16 protein-coding genes and 1 pseudogene are annotated in these 13,374 nt (G+C 66.9%); 7 read left to right on the forward strand and 10 right to left on the reverse strand.

The window, feature by feature from the left end; translation table 11 throughout:
• Window positions 1-241 precede the first annotated feature (241 nt).
• The 3 genes from NS2_RS01690 to NS2_RS01700 all read left to right on the forward strand — a co-directional run bounded on the left by NS2_RS01690 (window position 242) and on the right by NS2_RS01700 (window position 2,010).
• Window positions 242-1,279: a LacI family DNA-binding transcriptional regulator gene (locus NS2_RS01690; RefSeq protein ID WP_155239656.1), complete on the forward strand. Its 1,038-nt coding sequence runs from the start codon at window positions 242-244 to the stop codon at window positions 1,277-1,279.
• Between the two features lie 21 nt (window positions 1,280-1,300).
• Complete coding sequence (locus NS2_RS01695; RefSeq protein ID WP_033085319.1) at window positions 1,301-1,510, forward strand: hypothetical protein; 210 nt, start codon at window positions 1,301-1,303, stop codon at window positions 1,508-1,510.
• A gap of 176 nt (window positions 1,511-1,686) precedes the next feature.
• Complete coding sequence (locus tag NS2_RS01700; RefSeq protein WP_033085318.1) at window positions 1,687-2,010, forward strand: hypothetical protein; 324 nt, start codon at window positions 1,687-1,689, stop codon at window positions 2,008-2,010.
• 307 nt (window positions 2,011-2,317) lie between these two features.
• On the opposite strand, the pseudogene kilB reads toward NS2_RS01700, so the two are convergent.
• The 4 genes and pseudogenes from kilB to NS2_RS01715 form a co-directional block, all read right to left on the reverse strand.
• A pseudogene (kilB, locus tag NS2_RS38740) lies at window positions 2,318-2,620 on the reverse strand (plasmid transfer protein KilB); the annotation flags it as partial.
• Between the two features lie 129 nt (window positions 2,621-2,749).
• Complete coding sequence (locus NS2_RS01705) at window positions 2,750-3,049, reverse strand: hypothetical protein (RefSeq protein WP_033085316.1); 300 nt, start codon at window positions 3,047-3,049, stop codon at window positions 2,750-2,752.
• Between the two features lie 206 nt (window positions 3,050-3,255).
• Window positions 3,256-3,468 (reverse strand): hypothetical protein, encoded by a 213-nt coding sequence (locus NS2_RS01710; RefSeq protein ID WP_033085315.1) that lies wholly within the window; start codon window positions 3,466-3,468, stop codon window positions 3,256-3,258.
• Between the two features lie 160 nt (window positions 3,469-3,628).
• Complete coding sequence (locus NS2_RS01715; RefSeq protein ID WP_033085314.1) at window positions 3,629-4,114, reverse strand: carboxymuconolactone decarboxylase family protein; 486 nt, start codon at window positions 4,112-4,114, stop codon at window positions 3,629-3,631.
• Between the two features lie 46 nt (window positions 4,115-4,160).
• On the opposite strand from NS2_RS01715, the gene pdxR reads away from it, so the two are divergent.
• A complete protein-coding gene (gene pdxR, locus NS2_RS01720) occupies window positions 4,161-5,597 on the forward strand; it encodes a MocR-like pyridoxine biosynthesis transcription factor PdxR (RefSeq protein WP_033085313.1) in 1,437 nt (478 codons plus the stop codon).
• Between the two features lie 7 nt (window positions 5,598-5,604).
• Here pdxR and NS2_RS01725 read toward each other — a convergent pair whose 3' ends face one another.
• Window positions 5,605-6,297, reverse strand: a complete 693-nt coding sequence (locus NS2_RS01725) for a TetR/AcrR family transcriptional regulator (RefSeq protein WP_033085312.1) — start codon at window positions 6,295-6,297, stop codon at window positions 5,605-5,607.
• Window positions 6,298-6,389: 92 nt separating this feature from the next.
• Here NS2_RS01725 and NS2_RS01730 point away from each other — a divergent pair, with 92 nt between their 5' ends.
• Both NS2_RS01730 and NS2_RS01735 read left to right on the forward strand, forming a co-directional pair.
• Window positions 6,390-6,947, forward strand: coding sequence for an ester cyclase (locus tag NS2_RS01730; protein ID WP_033085359.1), 558 nt, complete (start codon window positions 6,390-6,392; stop codon window positions 6,945-6,947).
• Between the two features lie 36 nt (window positions 6,948-6,983).
• Window positions 6,984-7,784: an MBL fold metallo-hydrolase gene (locus NS2_RS01735; RefSeq protein WP_036546611.1), complete on the forward strand. Its 801-nt coding sequence runs from the start codon at window positions 6,984-6,986 to the stop codon at window positions 7,782-7,784.
• A gap of 22 nt (window positions 7,785-7,806) precedes the next feature.
• Here NS2_RS01735 and NS2_RS01740 read toward each other — a convergent pair whose 3' ends face one another.
• From NS2_RS01740 to NS2_RS01760, 5 genes are all read right to left on the reverse strand, one after another.
• Window positions 7,807-8,646 carry an SMP-30/gluconolactonase/LRE family protein gene (locus tag NS2_RS01740; protein WP_033085310.1) on the reverse strand — a complete coding sequence of 280 codons (840 nt, stop codon included), beginning with the start codon at window positions 8,644-8,646 and terminating at the stop codon, window positions 7,807-7,809.
• A gap of 200 nt (window positions 8,647-8,846) precedes the next feature.
• Complete coding sequence (locus NS2_RS01745) at window positions 8,847-9,257, reverse strand: DUF7144 family membrane protein (protein WP_033085309.1); 411 nt, start codon at window positions 9,255-9,257, stop codon at window positions 8,847-8,849.
• Window positions 9,258-9,333: 76 nt separating this feature from the next.
• The gene (locus NS2_RS01750) at window positions 9,334-11,010 is read right to left on the reverse strand and encodes a substrate-binding domain-containing protein (RefSeq protein ID WP_033085308.1); all 1,677 of its coding nucleotides are present in this window, start codon (window positions 11,008-11,010) and stop codon (window positions 9,334-9,336) included.
• Window positions 11,011-11,167: 157 nt separating this feature from the next.
• Window positions 11,168-11,434 (reverse strand): WhiB family transcriptional regulator, encoded by a 267-nt coding sequence (locus NS2_RS01755; RefSeq protein ID WP_033085307.1) that lies wholly within the window; start codon window positions 11,432-11,434, stop codon window positions 11,168-11,170.
• Between the two features lie 57 nt (window positions 11,435-11,491).
• Window positions 11,492-12,037 (reverse strand): HNH endonuclease, encoded by a 546-nt coding sequence (locus NS2_RS01760; RefSeq protein WP_033085358.1) that lies wholly within the window; start codon window positions 12,035-12,037, stop codon window positions 11,492-11,494.
• Between the two features lie 399 nt (window positions 12,038-12,436).
• Between NS2_RS01760 and NS2_RS01765 the strand changes: the two genes are divergently transcribed.
• Window positions 12,437-13,369: a LysR family transcriptional regulator gene (locus tag NS2_RS01765; RefSeq protein WP_033085306.1), complete on the forward strand. Its 933-nt coding sequence runs from the start codon at window positions 12,437-12,439 to the stop codon at window positions 13,367-13,369.
• The last annotated feature ends 5 nt before the right edge of the window (window positions 13,370-13,374 follow it).

The raw sequence follows: 13,374 nt of genomic DNA on the forward strand, positions 1-13,374 counted from the left end.
GGACACTAGGACTCGAACTGCCCTACTCATCGCCGAGTGGCACAGTATTGGGTTGTTTGTCTGATTTCGTAGTGAATTCTGTGCCACTCGGCATTCGGTTGTGCGGGTGTTGGGATGTCCATGTGGCTGGCTGAGTGGGGCTGGTGTTTGTGTCGCGGCGTTCAGCGGGTTTCTGTATCGTTTTAGTAGAACGATACAGGGGAGGTGGGGGAGGAGACTGCGGGTGTCTTCGGGAGTGACTATGAAGGCTGTTGCGGCTGCGGTTGGTGTTTCGATGGCGACGGTGTCCAACGCCTACAACAAGCCGGATCAGCTTTCGGGCGATGTTCGTGAGCGGATCTTCGCGGTGGCGCGCGAGCTCGGGTATTCCGGACCGCACGCTGCGGCGCGGACGCTGCGTAGTCGGCGCGCGGGCGCGATCGGGCTGCTTTTGACCGAGCAGCTGTCCTATGCGTTCTCCGATCCGTTCGCGGTCGGGCTGCTCGCCGGGTTGAGTGAGGTCGCCGAAGGGACTCGCACGGGGTTGCTGCTCATCCCGCTGCCGCGCTACGAGTCGGGCGCGGACGAGGAGAGTTTGCGCGAGTCGGTCGAGACCGTGCGGAATGCCGTTGTGGACGGCGTCGTCGGCTATTGCATCGACGCCGGACATCCTGCCCTCGAGGTGATTTCGCGCCGCGGGTTGCCGTTCGTGCACACCGAAGACCAGATCGACGGCGGGCGGCGGGTGGTCATCGACGAGGTCGGGGCCATGCGTGGTCTGGGCGCATACCTCGCTGGACTCGGCCATGCTCACGTCGCGATGGTGGTCGACTCCGGGCGAGCCACTACTGCGCCGCACGAGATCACCGATGCGACAACGCTGTACAGCAATGCACGGCTGCGGATGCAGGGCCTGCGGCAGGGGATCGGGGCGAACGCTCGGCTGACGGTTGTATCCGGCGGTCACAACTCCGTCGAGTCCGGTATCGCCGCCGCCGCACTGGTCCTCGATCGCCGTGATCGCCCGACCGCGATCGCCGCCGGCGGTGATGTGCTCGCGTTCGGGGTCATCGAGGCGATGCGGCGGCGGGGCCTGGTGCCGGGGCGCGACATCTCAGTCACCGGATTCGACGACGTCCCGGCCGCGGAGAGCGCCGGGCTCACCACCGTCCGCCAACCGATTCGAGACAAGGGGCGGCTCCTCGGACGCATGCTCCTGGATCCGTCCTACACCGAAGACCGCGTCGTCCTACCCACCGAACTGGTCATCCGCTCCAGCACCGGTCCGGTGCGGAGCTGACGCTCGCCCAAGGAGATCGACATGCATCCCATCGCCGGGCACCTGGCCGTCAAAGCGGTACGGGCCCAGGCCAATTCGGCCCTTCCCGATGCCCCGGTCCGACCCGATCCACCCCCGCACGAGGCCCGCCTCCGCAAGCACATCGCCGCGTTCCTGCGAGCCTCCGCCCAGCGCCGATCCCGCCTGGCCGACCGGCTCGACCCCTGCCTCGCCAAACCGCTACCCTGCTGACTCCGACACCCGGTCCGGATGAAACGCACTTCCCGCGCGCCGATTCCGTCTTCCCGACAGTCGTGTAGCCGCCCGGAACTGCACCATCCGCCGCGATCCGGCAGTTTCGACCACCGCGATGTGCGGCATGTTCGTGCGTTTCCTGGGTGACGGCCGATCGGCGGAATACTGTTCGGATGAGGTGGATTCGCGACTACTACGCGGATGAGGGTATCTGGCTCTTGATCGAACTCGATGATGATGGCTGGCCGAACCGGCAAGTCGATCTTCGAGGTGCGGACGGTGAGCCCCTCACCGCCGCGTCGCTTGCGGAGGTGATGTACGCACGTGACCACGGGGGAATCGCTGAAGTTCAGGCCTACGAACGTAAATACGGTGTGCTCGCGGAAGGCAGCGCCGACGATTGGGACGTCGAGGTCAGCGCCCTCGGCCAAATGTCGGCCGAGGAATTCGGAGCGGTCTGGACGATGGCTCGTCAAGCAATCGAGCAGCGGTGGTAAACCGGTAGCTGAGCAGATTTCCCGAGCGGTGGGCTACTCGATCATCGGCATGATGGTGCATTGAGCCGACCCCAGATCGACTCGGCTCCTTGACCTTCGCCCTGCCCACGCTGGCCGGTTCGGTCAGCGCGGCCAGCGGCATGTGCGGGCATTGCGAGCCCCCTCCCGCACTCGATCGCCGAGTGGCAAGTCCCCGGAGAGGATTTGCCCGAAAATGCCTCCAGCAATTGCCATTCGGCGATTTGGGTGGGAGCGCGATCCCGGGGGTGCTCGCTGCGGTCAGCGCTGTACGCGCAAGAGTTGATGTTCAGTGATCCCGTAGGGCGGACCGGTAATCGGCGAGGAGGCGTGCCGCTGCGTCCTGAACGAAAGCCGACACTGCAGCCTCGAAAGCGATTTCTCGTTGTCTGAGATCGGTCAAGCTATCAGCATTGATCAGATCGTGAACCTGCGTGAATGCCGTATCCACCAAGGGCTCAGGTCGCGCGGTCACCAACTCCAGACGAAGTCTCGCGGCGTGTGCCGCACTACCGAGGCGATCCGCCTCTGCGTACGCCGCGGGGGTGTCGTGTGAGTCCTTCTTACGAAGCCACAGCCTCACCAGCCCTCGCCGCTGAGCGACGCTGAAACCAGTACGTTGTGCACGAACCGAGCAGCGTGCCTATGACAGCGACAACACTCCCGAGAACCGCATTCACCGGTCACCCCTGAACTCGATTCGAACCCAAACCTGCTGGGGCTATTGGAGAGCGACCGCTCGTCGGGGTGTCGTAAGTCGATGGAAGCTGTCGACAAAGTCCTGCAGGGCGCGACGATCCTCGTCGTTGGACGGGCGGTGGCCACGTTCGGTGATCACCGTGACCAGGTCACCGGCCCTGATCTGCAGAACGTCCCAGCACATCGGCAACACGAGCGCATGGACCGTGCGTCCGTGGCAACTGATCGTGACGTATGAGCCGTAGCGACTCGCCACGTCCGCCAGGTCCGCGGCGATCTCCTCATCGAGTGCGCCGACCGCCCGAAACTCCTCGAAATGCATATCGTGTCCCCCAGGGCCTTTCTCGTCACACCAGTGCTCCGCAGCCTATGCCTGGTCGGGTGCGCAGCGCACCAAACTCGGTATGAGCGCGCACTTTTGGTAGTCCTGTGGTGCATTGTCCGTTGGATGTTCACAGGCGGTCCGCTGGCGATTGGCGGTGCCGGTGCGGGTGCGATATGGGTGTCTTCGTGCGGTTTTCCGTCGGTCTACCGGATGACCGGGGTGTCGAACCCGCCGGTCGCCCGCACGTAGTCGAAGGTGTAACCCTGGTGGGTGAGGATAATGGCCGCATCTGTAGGTAGGTTCCAGGCGCCGCGGGCATCTTCGACGATCTCCTGTGCGTCTTCGCGCAGTCGGTCGAAATCGCGGATGCCTGCGCGGTCGCTGCCTCGGAACAGGTCACCGCACGCCTCGCCCATTTGTGTACTCGGGGTTGTGCGCGAGCATGACCAGTCGCGATTTCCATACCGCGACAATCGGTTCGGCGGTCACCTGGGGACTCATGGATCGATCGTGGCACACCCGTTCAGGGTTGAAGAAGAACGCCCAAACAGTCTTGCTCGGGATCTGTGGGGCGGGTCAGGAGTTGGCGTCGCCGGAGAGGGGCCAGGGGCGGGTGGTGGCGCCGATTCGGGTCCAGGTGTTGATGATGGCGATGTCCCAGACGAGGTGGGCCAGTTCCTGTTCGTCGAAGTGAGCTGCGGCCTCTGTCCAGATGTCCTGGCTCACTTCGCTGTCGGCGAGGCGGGTCATGGCTTCGGCGAGGGCGAAGGCGGCGCGTTCGCGGGGGGTGAAGAAGGGGGATTCCGGCCAGGCGGAGAGGAGGGAGAGGCGGCGGTGGGTGTCGCCGCCGGCGATGGCGTCGCGGGAGTGCATGTCGATGCAGTAGACGCAGCCGTTGATCTGGGCTACGCGGAGTTTCACCAGTTCGCGGAGGGGCTTTTCGAGGGAGGAGTGCTGGGCGGCGCGTTCGAGGCCGTTCATGGCCTTGGCGATCGCGGGGGTGAGGTCGTCGATGGCGAGGCGGGTCTCGGGGAGGACGTAGGGCGTGGTGTTCGTTGTCATGGTTCAACCGTAGAGCGATAATGGACCGATGTTAGGAGCCAATTAGATGGCTGATTATTGGTCCACTTTGGATGTTGATCTGCATCTGCCGGTTGATTCCGGTACGGGTCGGCGGAACGGGCTGGAGCATGCGCTGCGCGAGGCGATTCGCGACGGGCGGTTGAGTGCGGGAACCCGACTGCCATCTACCCGGACGTTGGCAGCCGAACTCGGAGTGTCGCGTGGAACCGTCAGCGCCGCCTATGACCAATTGGTGGCCGAAGGACATTTGTTGGCGCAGCGGGGATCCGGGACCCGGGTCGCGCACACCGCCGGTGCGGTCGCCGCGTCGAGGAGTGTCGATCGTGGCCCTGCCTCGCCGGTTCCGATGCGGCACGACCTGCGTTCGGGCAGACCGGATCTGAGTCGTTTTCCCACGGCTGCCTGGCTGCGGGCGTCTCGGGCCGCGCTCGGCCGCGCGACGCGGGATGCGTTCGGGTACGGCGATCCTCGCGGCCGGATCGAATTGCGCTCGGCGCTGGCCGAATACCTGGGGCGCACCCGCGGAGTGCTGGCGACACCGGATCGGATCGTCATCACCACGGGCGTGCAGCCGGGCCTGGGACTGCTCGGCAGCGTGCTGTCGGCCTCCGGCCTACCGGCGGTGGCCATGGAGGATCCCTACATCCCGCAGTTCCGAGACGCGGTCCGGAGGCAGGGAGCGACCGTCGTGCCCTTGCCCGTGGATGACGCTGGTGCGCAAGTGGATCGGCTGACCACCGCCGACTTCGACGGTGTCGGCGCGGCCGTGGTGACGCCGAGTCACCAGTTCCCGATCGGGTCGACGCTGAGCCCGTCGCGGCGACAGGAGCTGGCGCGCTGGGCGCGGGCGGGGCATCTGGTCATCGAGGACGACTACGACGGCGAATTCCGTTACGATCGGCAACCGGTCGGCGCGATTCAGGGGATCGCGCCCGAGGACGTGGTCTATCTCGGAAGTGCCTCCAAGACACTGGGTCCCGGACTTCGCCTGGGCTGGATGGTGCTGCCGTCGCGGTGGGTCGGCCCAGTCACCGAGGCCAAGCGACTCGCCGATCACCACTCCGAGACGCTGGGTCAGCTGACGCTCGCCGAAATGATCACCTCGCACGCCTACGACCGGCACATCCGATCGAGCAGATTGCGCTACCGCCGCCGACGAGATCTGCTCGCGGATCGCCTCAAACCACGCGCGGGCCGCCCGCTCACCGGTTTCGCCCTGGGCGGGATCGCCGCCGGGCTGAATGCCCTGATCCGCCTTGAGCCGGCCGGTCTCACCGAGGCTGAAGTCCTCACTCGCGCAGGCGAATACGGACTGGCCATCGACGGCCTGTCGGGAATGTGGCTCGCATCGGAGGGGCGAGACGACCGCCCGCAAGGAATCGTCGTGGGCTTCGCGTCACCGAGCGACGGCGCCTACCCGGCCGCTCTCGACACCCTGGTTCGCACCCTGTCGTGGAAATGAGCTCTGCTCAACGAATCCCTGCCGAACCCTCGATCCGGGCAACGACGGCGTCGAGTGTCAGATCCATCGCGTAGTCGAATTCCGCTCGGCTGTCGAACCGGGCCAGGTGGGGTGCGGTCGCGACGAGGGCGGGCAGGCCCGACTGTACGAGCGTCTCCTGGCGTGCGGCGATCCCTGCGAGGTCACTGATTCCGAAGGTCGGGCCCGCGTTCACTTCTCGCAGCAGCGTGCCGATGAGGGTGGCCACCATCGTCCGCGTCAGGTGGACGGCCTCGCCCGGGTCGCAGCCCGCGTCGAGCAGGATTTCCAGTACCGCCTGGATCGGTGCCAAGCCCTGCGCCGATGCCAGTTGCCGGGTGAGCACGAGCGCGGCGGCGTCGGGATGCGCCAGGGCGGTGTCGCGGAACGCCGCGGCTACGGCGCGCAGGTCGGCGCGGAGATCGCCGGTGCGCGTGGGGATTTCGATCGAACCCAGCAGGTGCTCGGCCACCGCGTCGAGCAGCCCGTCCTTGCCTTCGACATAGTTGTACAGGCTCTTGGGATCGACGCCGAGCTCCCGGGCGACCGCCCGGATACCCACCGCGCCGATACCGTCGCCGCCGATTACCCGCAGGGTCGCTCCGACGATTCCCGCGCGAGTGAGCTGGCCCGCGCCTTTGGGCGGTCGTCCCCGGCGCGTCGCGGTGGTTGGGCTGGGCATGCGGCCATTCTGCCGCAACCCATTGATTAAATCCACATCGTGGGTATATCTTCGGCGGTATTAAACCCACGCCGTGGATATTGGAGTCCGGCATGCGATTCTCTCTGCCACCCGAAGACGTCCTGCGCGCCCGAGAGAAAGTGGTCCTCGACCACTTTCGCGACGAGGTGGCCCAGGACTGGGACGCCACGCTGTCGACGTTTCCCCACCCGCGCTACGAACTGATCGCCCCGATGGTCGTCCACGACGGCGACACCGAGGTGCGCGATTACTACCGCGACACCCGTCGTGCCTTCCCCGACCAGGACCATGAGATCATCGCCCTGCGCCACAGCCACGATGCCGTGATCGTCGAATTCTGGTTGCTGGGAACGCATCTGGGTCCACTGGGCAAGATCCCGCTCACCGGGTCGTCCCATCGAACCAGGATGACCGCCTATTTCGTGTTCGATGAGCACGAGCATCTGGTGGCCGAGCGAATCTACTTCGACCAGCTGACCGTCCTGAAGCAACTGGTGGGCGGGCTCGACAAACGCAATCCTCGCGATCTGCTCACTCTCGCAAGGGTTCTCGCGGGAGCCGTCGCGACCACCGGTGGTGAGCCCGACCCGCGGCTGCTCGCCACCACCCCGCCCGACCTCGGCGACTGACCCCGCGGTCATGGCGGCAAGGCTGGAGGCACCGGAATGAAGGTTCACCACCTCAACTGCGGCACCATGCGACCCCGATTCACCCCCGAGGGCCTGGTTTGTCATGTCCTGCTGCTCGAGACGGACACCGGACTGGTGCTCGTGGACAGCGGGCTGGGATTGCGTGACGCCGCCGACCCGGCGGGGCGGTTCGGACCCGGGCGGTTCTATGTGCGCCCGCGGTTCGACGCCGACGAGTCCGCGATCGGGCAGATCGAAGGTCTCGGCTTCGATCCCCGTGACGTCCGCGATATCGTGCTCACCCACTTCGACGCCGACCACACCGGCGGCATCGCCGACTTTCCCTGGGCCAGAATCCATCTCACCACAGACGAAGCGAATGCGGTCCTGCGTCCGGGCGGTTTCGTCGAGAAGGGGCGCTACCTGCCCGCCCAGCGCGACCACGATCCGATTCTCGTCCGCCACGATCCCGGCCACGGCGATCGCTGGCACGGCTTCGCCGCCGCCAAGGAACTCACCGAGATCACCCCCGGCCTGGTTCTGATCGGCCTGCCCGGCCATACCCGCGGCCACGCCGCCATCGCCGTCGACACCGGTCGGCGATGGATCTTCCACGCCGGGGACTCCTTCTATCACCACGGCCAGATCGATGGTGTCGGCCCGGCGCCGCGCGCGCTGACCACGATGGAGCGGTTCGTGGCCTTCGACCGGGACCGGGTGCGCGCCAACCATCGACGCCTCGCCGAGCTGTGGACCACGCGGGAGGACGAGCTGCTACTGGTCAATGCCCATGATCCGTTCCTACTGCAGCGCGCTCGGCAGGCTGCCGAATCATGAAGCGCTGCACAGTATCTCGGATCTACGGCCAGCCCGCCCCCGGCACGTCGACGCGTACCGCGAGCACCTGGCCGCTGCCCGGGGCGACCATTTCCGGCTCGGTCATGCCGCGCCATTCCGCGGCGACGATGTGCAGGGTGCGTCCGTCGGATCCGCCCAGGGCGCAGGCGAATCCACCGCGGTCGAGGTGGATGGTCTGCAATACCTTGCCGCCCTCGGCGACTCGTACGCACCGGCGGTTGGGGACGTCGGCGTACCAGACGGCGTGCTCCCGGTCGAAGCAGATGCCGTCGGGGACGCCGGTATCGAGGTCGGCCCACACGCGACGGTTCGACAGGTCGCCGTCGGCATCGATGTCGAAGCCGACCAAGGATTTTCCATAGGAATCCGCGACCACCAGGGTGGCATTGTCGGCCGTCACGGCCATGCCGTTGGGGAAGGCGATGCCCTCCGCGACGCGGCGCACCGCACCGCCCGCGGTCACCAGCGTCACCCCGCCGGGCGCGAAGTCCTGCCCGCTCATCGGATCGAACCCGGCCCCGTTCACGTAGGCATTGCCGCGGCCGTCGACGACAATGTCGTTCCAGCCGGGCCGGCCGAGGTCCGCGTACGGGAGCAGGGTGCCGTCCGTGAGTCGAAGCAGTCGTCCCCGAGGCGAATCCACGATGATGAGGTCACCGTCGGGCGACCACGCCGTGCACAGTGGCAGGGAGTCGACGCGTGTCACCACCTCGCACTCGCCGACGTCGTCGACGGCCAGCACCTCCCCGGCCGACCAGTCCGAGAAGTAGAGCCGGTCGCCGTGCCAGCGCGGAGATTCGACCAGTCCGCGCCCGGTGGCCAGGGTCTCGATCTCGCTCATCGGCCGTCCGCCTTCCATCGTGCCGGGGGTCGTCGCGATGACGAGTGTAGGCGGACCGAGTCGCGCCGGACGGCCGCCGGGAACATCGTTCACGGTGGACGCAACCGCAGACCTCCGCTGGCGGGCAGCACGGGTTTTGCCGAAAGGGCAAGCGCCCCATCGGCTGTCGGCCGATGGGGCGCTTCGCGTTGCGTTGCGGGCTAGTTCGCGGCGGGTTTGTACGCGGCGATACCCCAGATCACCACCACGTCGAGGGCGATGATGAGCAGGGACCAGGCGGGGTAGTAGGGGATCCACAGGAAGTTCTCCACGATGGACAGGGCCGCGAAGACGATGGCGGCGGTGCGGCCCCAGGTGGTGCCCATGAGCAGGCCGATGGCCACGCCGATCTCGACGATGCCGAGGATGATGTGGATCCAGCCCCAGCCGGTGGTGTTCAGTTTGTAGATGTAGTCGTAACCGACTACCAGCAGGTCATCGGACGCTACAGCCGAAATGCCCTGCAGGACCGAGAGCACCCCGATCACGATCAGCAGAATGCCCGCCGCGATCGATGCGCCGGCCGCAAAGCCCTGCTTCAGAGAGGGTTCGGGACCATTACTGTGTGCCATTCGCCGAATATGCCACGGTTTTGCTGGCGAATGTGGAAGGTCCACCTACGTGTTGCTTCGGTATCCGCGGAGCGGGTCACGGCGTGGTCAGTGCCTGCGAGACCGCGGTCCCGAACGGCAGGTCGGCGGTGGTGTTCACCTTGGTGTACGTGCCGCCGGTGCGCTGGGTGAGGGTTTGCAGGGTCTGGGTGCCGGGGCCGTTGATGACGATCACGTCGATGCGGACGGGATGGGCCGGGTCGGTCGCGGCGGCGATGTCGGCGAGTAGCTGGTCACCGGTGACGGGGGAGTCGTCCTCGGGGCCGTCGGTGATCAGCAGGATCGAATTGGTGCGGGCCGAAGCGTAGTTGGCGAGCACGTTCTTGTAGGCCGCTTCCAAGGTGGGGTAGGTGCGGTCCGGCTTGGACGGGCCGGCGGTGACGGTGGTCAGGGCTTGGCTGATGGCGGCCCGCTGGTCGTTGCCCAGAGGGGCGGTGGGGGTGAGGACCTTGTAGGGGTTGTTGCCGTCGAGATTCTTGGAGTACTCCCACACGCCCAGCCCGAAGTCGGGCGGCATCACGTTCATCGTGGACCCCAGTGCCGCAACGGCATTCGCGAGGCGGGTGCCGTAGCCCTCGGCGGCGGACATGGAGGAGGAGACGTCCAGCAGCACGGTGGCCTGCACGCCCAGCACGGGGTGGGCGAGGATCTGATTCACCTTGTCCAGCACGGCCTTCGCGGGTACCGCGGTCGTGGTGGGCGGTGCGGCGCCGAAACCGTTGTCGGTGAACAGCTTCGACTGGTCGGGCGCGCGCAGGAAGTCGACGAACAGCCCCGCGATCAGGTTCTGGGTCTGATCGACCCACGCGCCGGTGAGCTGCGCGGCCGGATAGTCGGCGACCGGGCCCGCGCCGTCGGGACGGAACGCGGTCAGGCCGTTGCGTCCGCGGATCTGCTGTTCGGTGGCGGCCACCGCGTGCAGCGGGGCGGCGGCGTGATCGGTGGCGGCGGCGAGATCGGTGAGGGCGCCGTTCGTGTCCTTGGCGGCGGGTGCGCCCGTGGCCAGCAGGGAGATGGCCGACACCACCTGGCCGGTGGCGACCGCCTTGGCGTCGAGCGGGTCGGTGCCGGAGACACCCGAGCCGACCGCGGTCGCGACGGCGAGCGAACCGTCGCCCGCGGGAATGGCCAGGCGCAGCTTGCCCCACGGCGCGAGGCCGATATCGGCGAGGGATCCACTTTGCAGCTTCGGCAGATCCGACCAGTGCACCTTGGCGGTTTCCAGGGCGGTGCGCAGCTCATCGGGCACGGCGAGGGAAACGGGACTGACGGCGATGGGCGCCGGAGTTCCGGCGATCAGCCCGGGCACGCGCATCTGCTCGATCGAGCGGGAGGACTCCGGAATCCAGAGCGCGGGCTGCGGACCCAGCGCCGAATTCCACGGCTTGTTCGCGGTGAACGCCGCGACCATGGCAGCCGAGGGCTGCGCGATCACCGCCACCTCCGCGCAGTGGTCGCGGACGTGCGGTTTGGTGGCGTTGAACCGATCGGCCGCGGACTTGACGGGGTTCAGGATGTCGGGATCGACGGTGACGTTCAGGGTCGCGGTGCCCTCGACGCAGGACGCGGCCGCCCGGCTGTCGCGTTCCTTGGACCGATCCGATAACCACGCCCAGCCGAGGACGGCCAGCGCTAACACGATCACCGCGGCGATTGCGATAACCGGTCCCTTGCTGACACCTCGTGACCCGCCCGCGGCGCGATGAGTACCCACGGTCGACAAGTGTATGTTGACGCCCCGGTAGCCACCTGTACCAGGCGGTTACGCGAAATCCGACCGGCACGCTCGGTCCGGCTCGACAGAGCGGCGGCCGCCTCGATGGCACGAACCGGCGGCCGTCTCGATGAGACGGCCGCCGCACCCCTCGATGTCAGTCGCGAATCAGCTTGCCGCGGTCGTATTCGTGCCCGCCCCAGACACCGGACTGGCCGGTGCGGGCCGCGAAGTCACCGCATTCGCGGCGGATCGGGCAGGACTCGCAGATGCCGCGCGCGTAGTCGAAGTCCTGCGAAGGGTAGGGGAACCACGCCTCGTGGTTCGGGTCACCCTTGCAGGCCGCGTGCTGCCAGTAGTCCTTCGAGTCGGAGATCGGGAGCAGATCAGCCAGGGTCTGCTCCCGAAGTGCAGTGTTCGTCATCGGATCTCGCTCCTTTCATGTCCGATCACGCGTAACGGGCGTTGTTCGTTCAGCAGGTCAGGACGCGGCCAGTTCCTTCCAGACCTGGCGCTGTGTCCGCTCTCTGTCATTGGGGGCCTTGGGCTCCCACAGCAGGCGCATCCCGGCCTCCTCCGGAGTCCGGTCCGCCTTGTACGTATTGCAGGGACCGCACGCGGCGATCAGGTTGGCCCAGGTATTGGGCCCGCCCTTGGACCGCGGGCGGATGTGGTCGACGGTGCGCGCCCAGCCGTTGCAGTACCCGCACCGGTAGCGGTCGCGGCGCAGGATGGCGGGCAGGGTGGCGCGGCTGTTGTCGTCGTGCACCAGGATCCGGTGCTCGAGGTACACGTAGCGGTGCAGCCGGATGGTCTCCGGCAGCGCCAGCTCCAGGTGCTTCGAGCGGATCGGGAAGTGCGGCTGCCGATCGGTGACGGTCTCGGCGGCATCGCTGAGCAGCAGCACCACCGCGCGGTCGGCGCGGATCGTGGTCAGCGCCTCGTAGGAGGCGTTGAGCAGCAGCACTCCGGCGTGTATCCAGTTGTCGGTGGTTATCTCCGGGTCTTCGGCATGACGGAACAGCATGGGGGTCACCATGTTTCGTGGAAAGGGATCGAACAGGAAGGGAAGTGGGCGGCTTACGCGCGGGCCTGGAGACGGCCGATGGACCGCTCACCGCGTAGCACGCTGTGGATCTTCAAGGTATTCAAGCCGTCTCCTCCTTTCCTGCTGGTCACGACCGTGACGGTCGGGTGATCTTCGGTGAAACACATGGTGGCACAACGGCCGTACCGTGTGCGAGCGGATTTCTCCAACCCCCGTGCAGTGACAACGAACGACAGTCGCCGCTTGTTCCGGGGAGACGGGAATCACATCGGGGATTCACTGGGAGGCAACCGAACCGGGGGCGGCTGTGTGGTCGCGATTCATCGTTGGTTACTTGCCGCCGCTACCGTGAGGGTCACTCGGAAGGAGCCTGACCTCATGGAGTTCCGACATCTCGTTTCGTTCATCACGATCGCCGAAGAATTGCACTTCGGCCGCGCGGCGCAGCGCCTTCATCTGACCCAGCCGAGCCTCAGTGCTCAGCTGCAGAAACTGGAAAAGTCACTCGGGGTCCAGCTGGTCGCCCGGAATTCGCACGAGGTCCGGCTGACCGCGGCCGGGCGTGAGTTCGAGGCGCAGGCGCGCCAGATCGTCGCCCAGATGGAACGGGCGGCGCGGGCGGCCAAGGCCACCGCGGAGGGGCGGTCGGGCAGCCTGGCCATCGGCTACAACCTGCCCGCCAGCCGGCACGTGCTGCCGGAGACATTGGTGCGGATGACCGAACGGCATCCCGACATCGTGGTGTCGCTGTGGGAGAAGCGGACCGGGCCGCAGCTGGCGGCGCTCGCGGACGGCTCCCTGGACATCGCCCTCGTCTACGGTCACCCGAGCACCGCGGAGTTCCGCTATCGGCGGCTGCTGCACCGGGTGCCGCTGGTGGCGGTGGTGGGACGGCGGCATCGCTGGGCGGATCGGCCGGGCGTGCCGTTCGCGGAGTTGCAGGGGCAGGACTGTGTGCTGTTCTCCCGGGAGCAGTGCCCGGCCATGCACGACGCCATCTTCCGGGCGGCCGCGCAGTCGCGGATCACCCTGACGGTGGCCCATCACGCCGACGATCCGGGTGCGACGGCCCACATGGTGTCGGTCCGGCCGATGGTGGGATTCGCGTCGTTGCCGCGCGCGATTTCCATGGGAATGGGCGCGCCCGGCAGCAATTCGGTCGCGGTCAAACTATTGGATCCGGTACCCACCTTGGATTTGTACGCGGTGTGGCGTGCCGAAGAACAGAATCCGGCCGTGGCCGCTTTTCTGGACTGCGTCGAATCGGGCGAACCTGCACCCCTCGATGATGCCCGCGCGGTCGCGGTCTGAGCGAT

Source organism: Nocardia seriolae NBRC 15557 (assembly GCF_007990715.1).
Lineage (GTDB): Bacteria > Actinomycetota > Actinomycetes > Mycobacteriales > Mycobacteriaceae > Nocardia > Nocardia seriolae.

Excerpts from the sequence above, each read along its gene's own strand:
- NS2_RS01690 (WP_155239656.1), top strand. The coding sequence starts at position 242 with ATGAAGGCTGTTGCGGCTGCGGTTGGTGTTTCGATGGCGACGGTGTCC.
- NS2_RS01695 (WP_033085319.1), top strand. The coding sequence starts at position 1,301 with ATGCATCCCATCGCCGGGCACCTGGCCGTCAAAGCGGTACGGGCCCAG.
- NS2_RS01700 (WP_033085318.1), top strand. The coding sequence starts at position 1,687 with ATGAGGTGGATTCGCGACTACTACGCGGATGAGGGTATCTGGCTCTTG.
- NS2_RS01705 (WP_033085316.1), bottom strand. The coding sequence starts at position 3,049 with ATGCATTTCGAGGAGTTTCGGGCGGTCGGCGCACTCGATGAGGAGATC.
- NS2_RS01710 (WP_033085315.1), bottom strand. The coding sequence starts at position 3,468 with ATGGGCGAGGCGTGCGGTGACCTGTTCCGAGGCAGCGACCGCGCAGGC.
- NS2_RS01715 (WP_033085314.1), bottom strand. The coding sequence starts at position 4,114 with ATGACAACGAACACCACGCCCTACGTCCTCCCCGAGACCCGCCTCGCC.
- pdxR (WP_033085313.1), top strand. The coding sequence starts at position 4,161 with ATGGCTGATTATTGGTCCACTTTGGATGTTGATCTGCATCTGCCGGTT.
- NS2_RS01725 (WP_033085312.1), bottom strand. The coding sequence starts at position 6,297 with ATGCCCAGCCCAACCACCGCGACGCGCCGGGGACGACCGCCCAAAGGC.
- NS2_RS01730 (WP_033085359.1), top strand. The coding sequence starts at position 6,390 with ATGCGATTCTCTCTGCCACCCGAAGACGTCCTGCGCGCCCGAGAGAAA.
- NS2_RS01735 (WP_036546611.1), top strand. The coding sequence starts at position 6,984 with ATGAAGGTTCACCACCTCAACTGCGGCACCATGCGACCCCGATTCACC.
- NS2_RS01740 (WP_033085310.1), bottom strand. The coding sequence starts at position 8,646 with ATGAGCGAGATCGAGACCCTGGCCACCGGGCGCGGACTGGTCGAATCT.
- NS2_RS01745 (WP_033085309.1), bottom strand. The coding sequence starts at position 9,257 with ATGGCACACAGTAATGGTCCCGAACCCTCTCTGAAGCAGGGCTTTGCG.
- NS2_RS01755 (WP_033085307.1), bottom strand. The coding sequence starts at position 11,434 with ATGACGAACACTGCACTTCGGGAGCAGACCCTGGCTGATCTGCTCCCG.
- NS2_RS01760 (WP_033085358.1), bottom strand. The coding sequence starts at position 12,037 with ATGCTGTTCCGTCATGCCGAAGACCCGGAGATAACCACCGACAACTGG.
- NS2_RS01765 (WP_033085306.1), top strand. The coding sequence starts at position 12,437 with ATGGAGTTCCGACATCTCGTTTCGTTCATCACGATCGCCGAAGAATTG.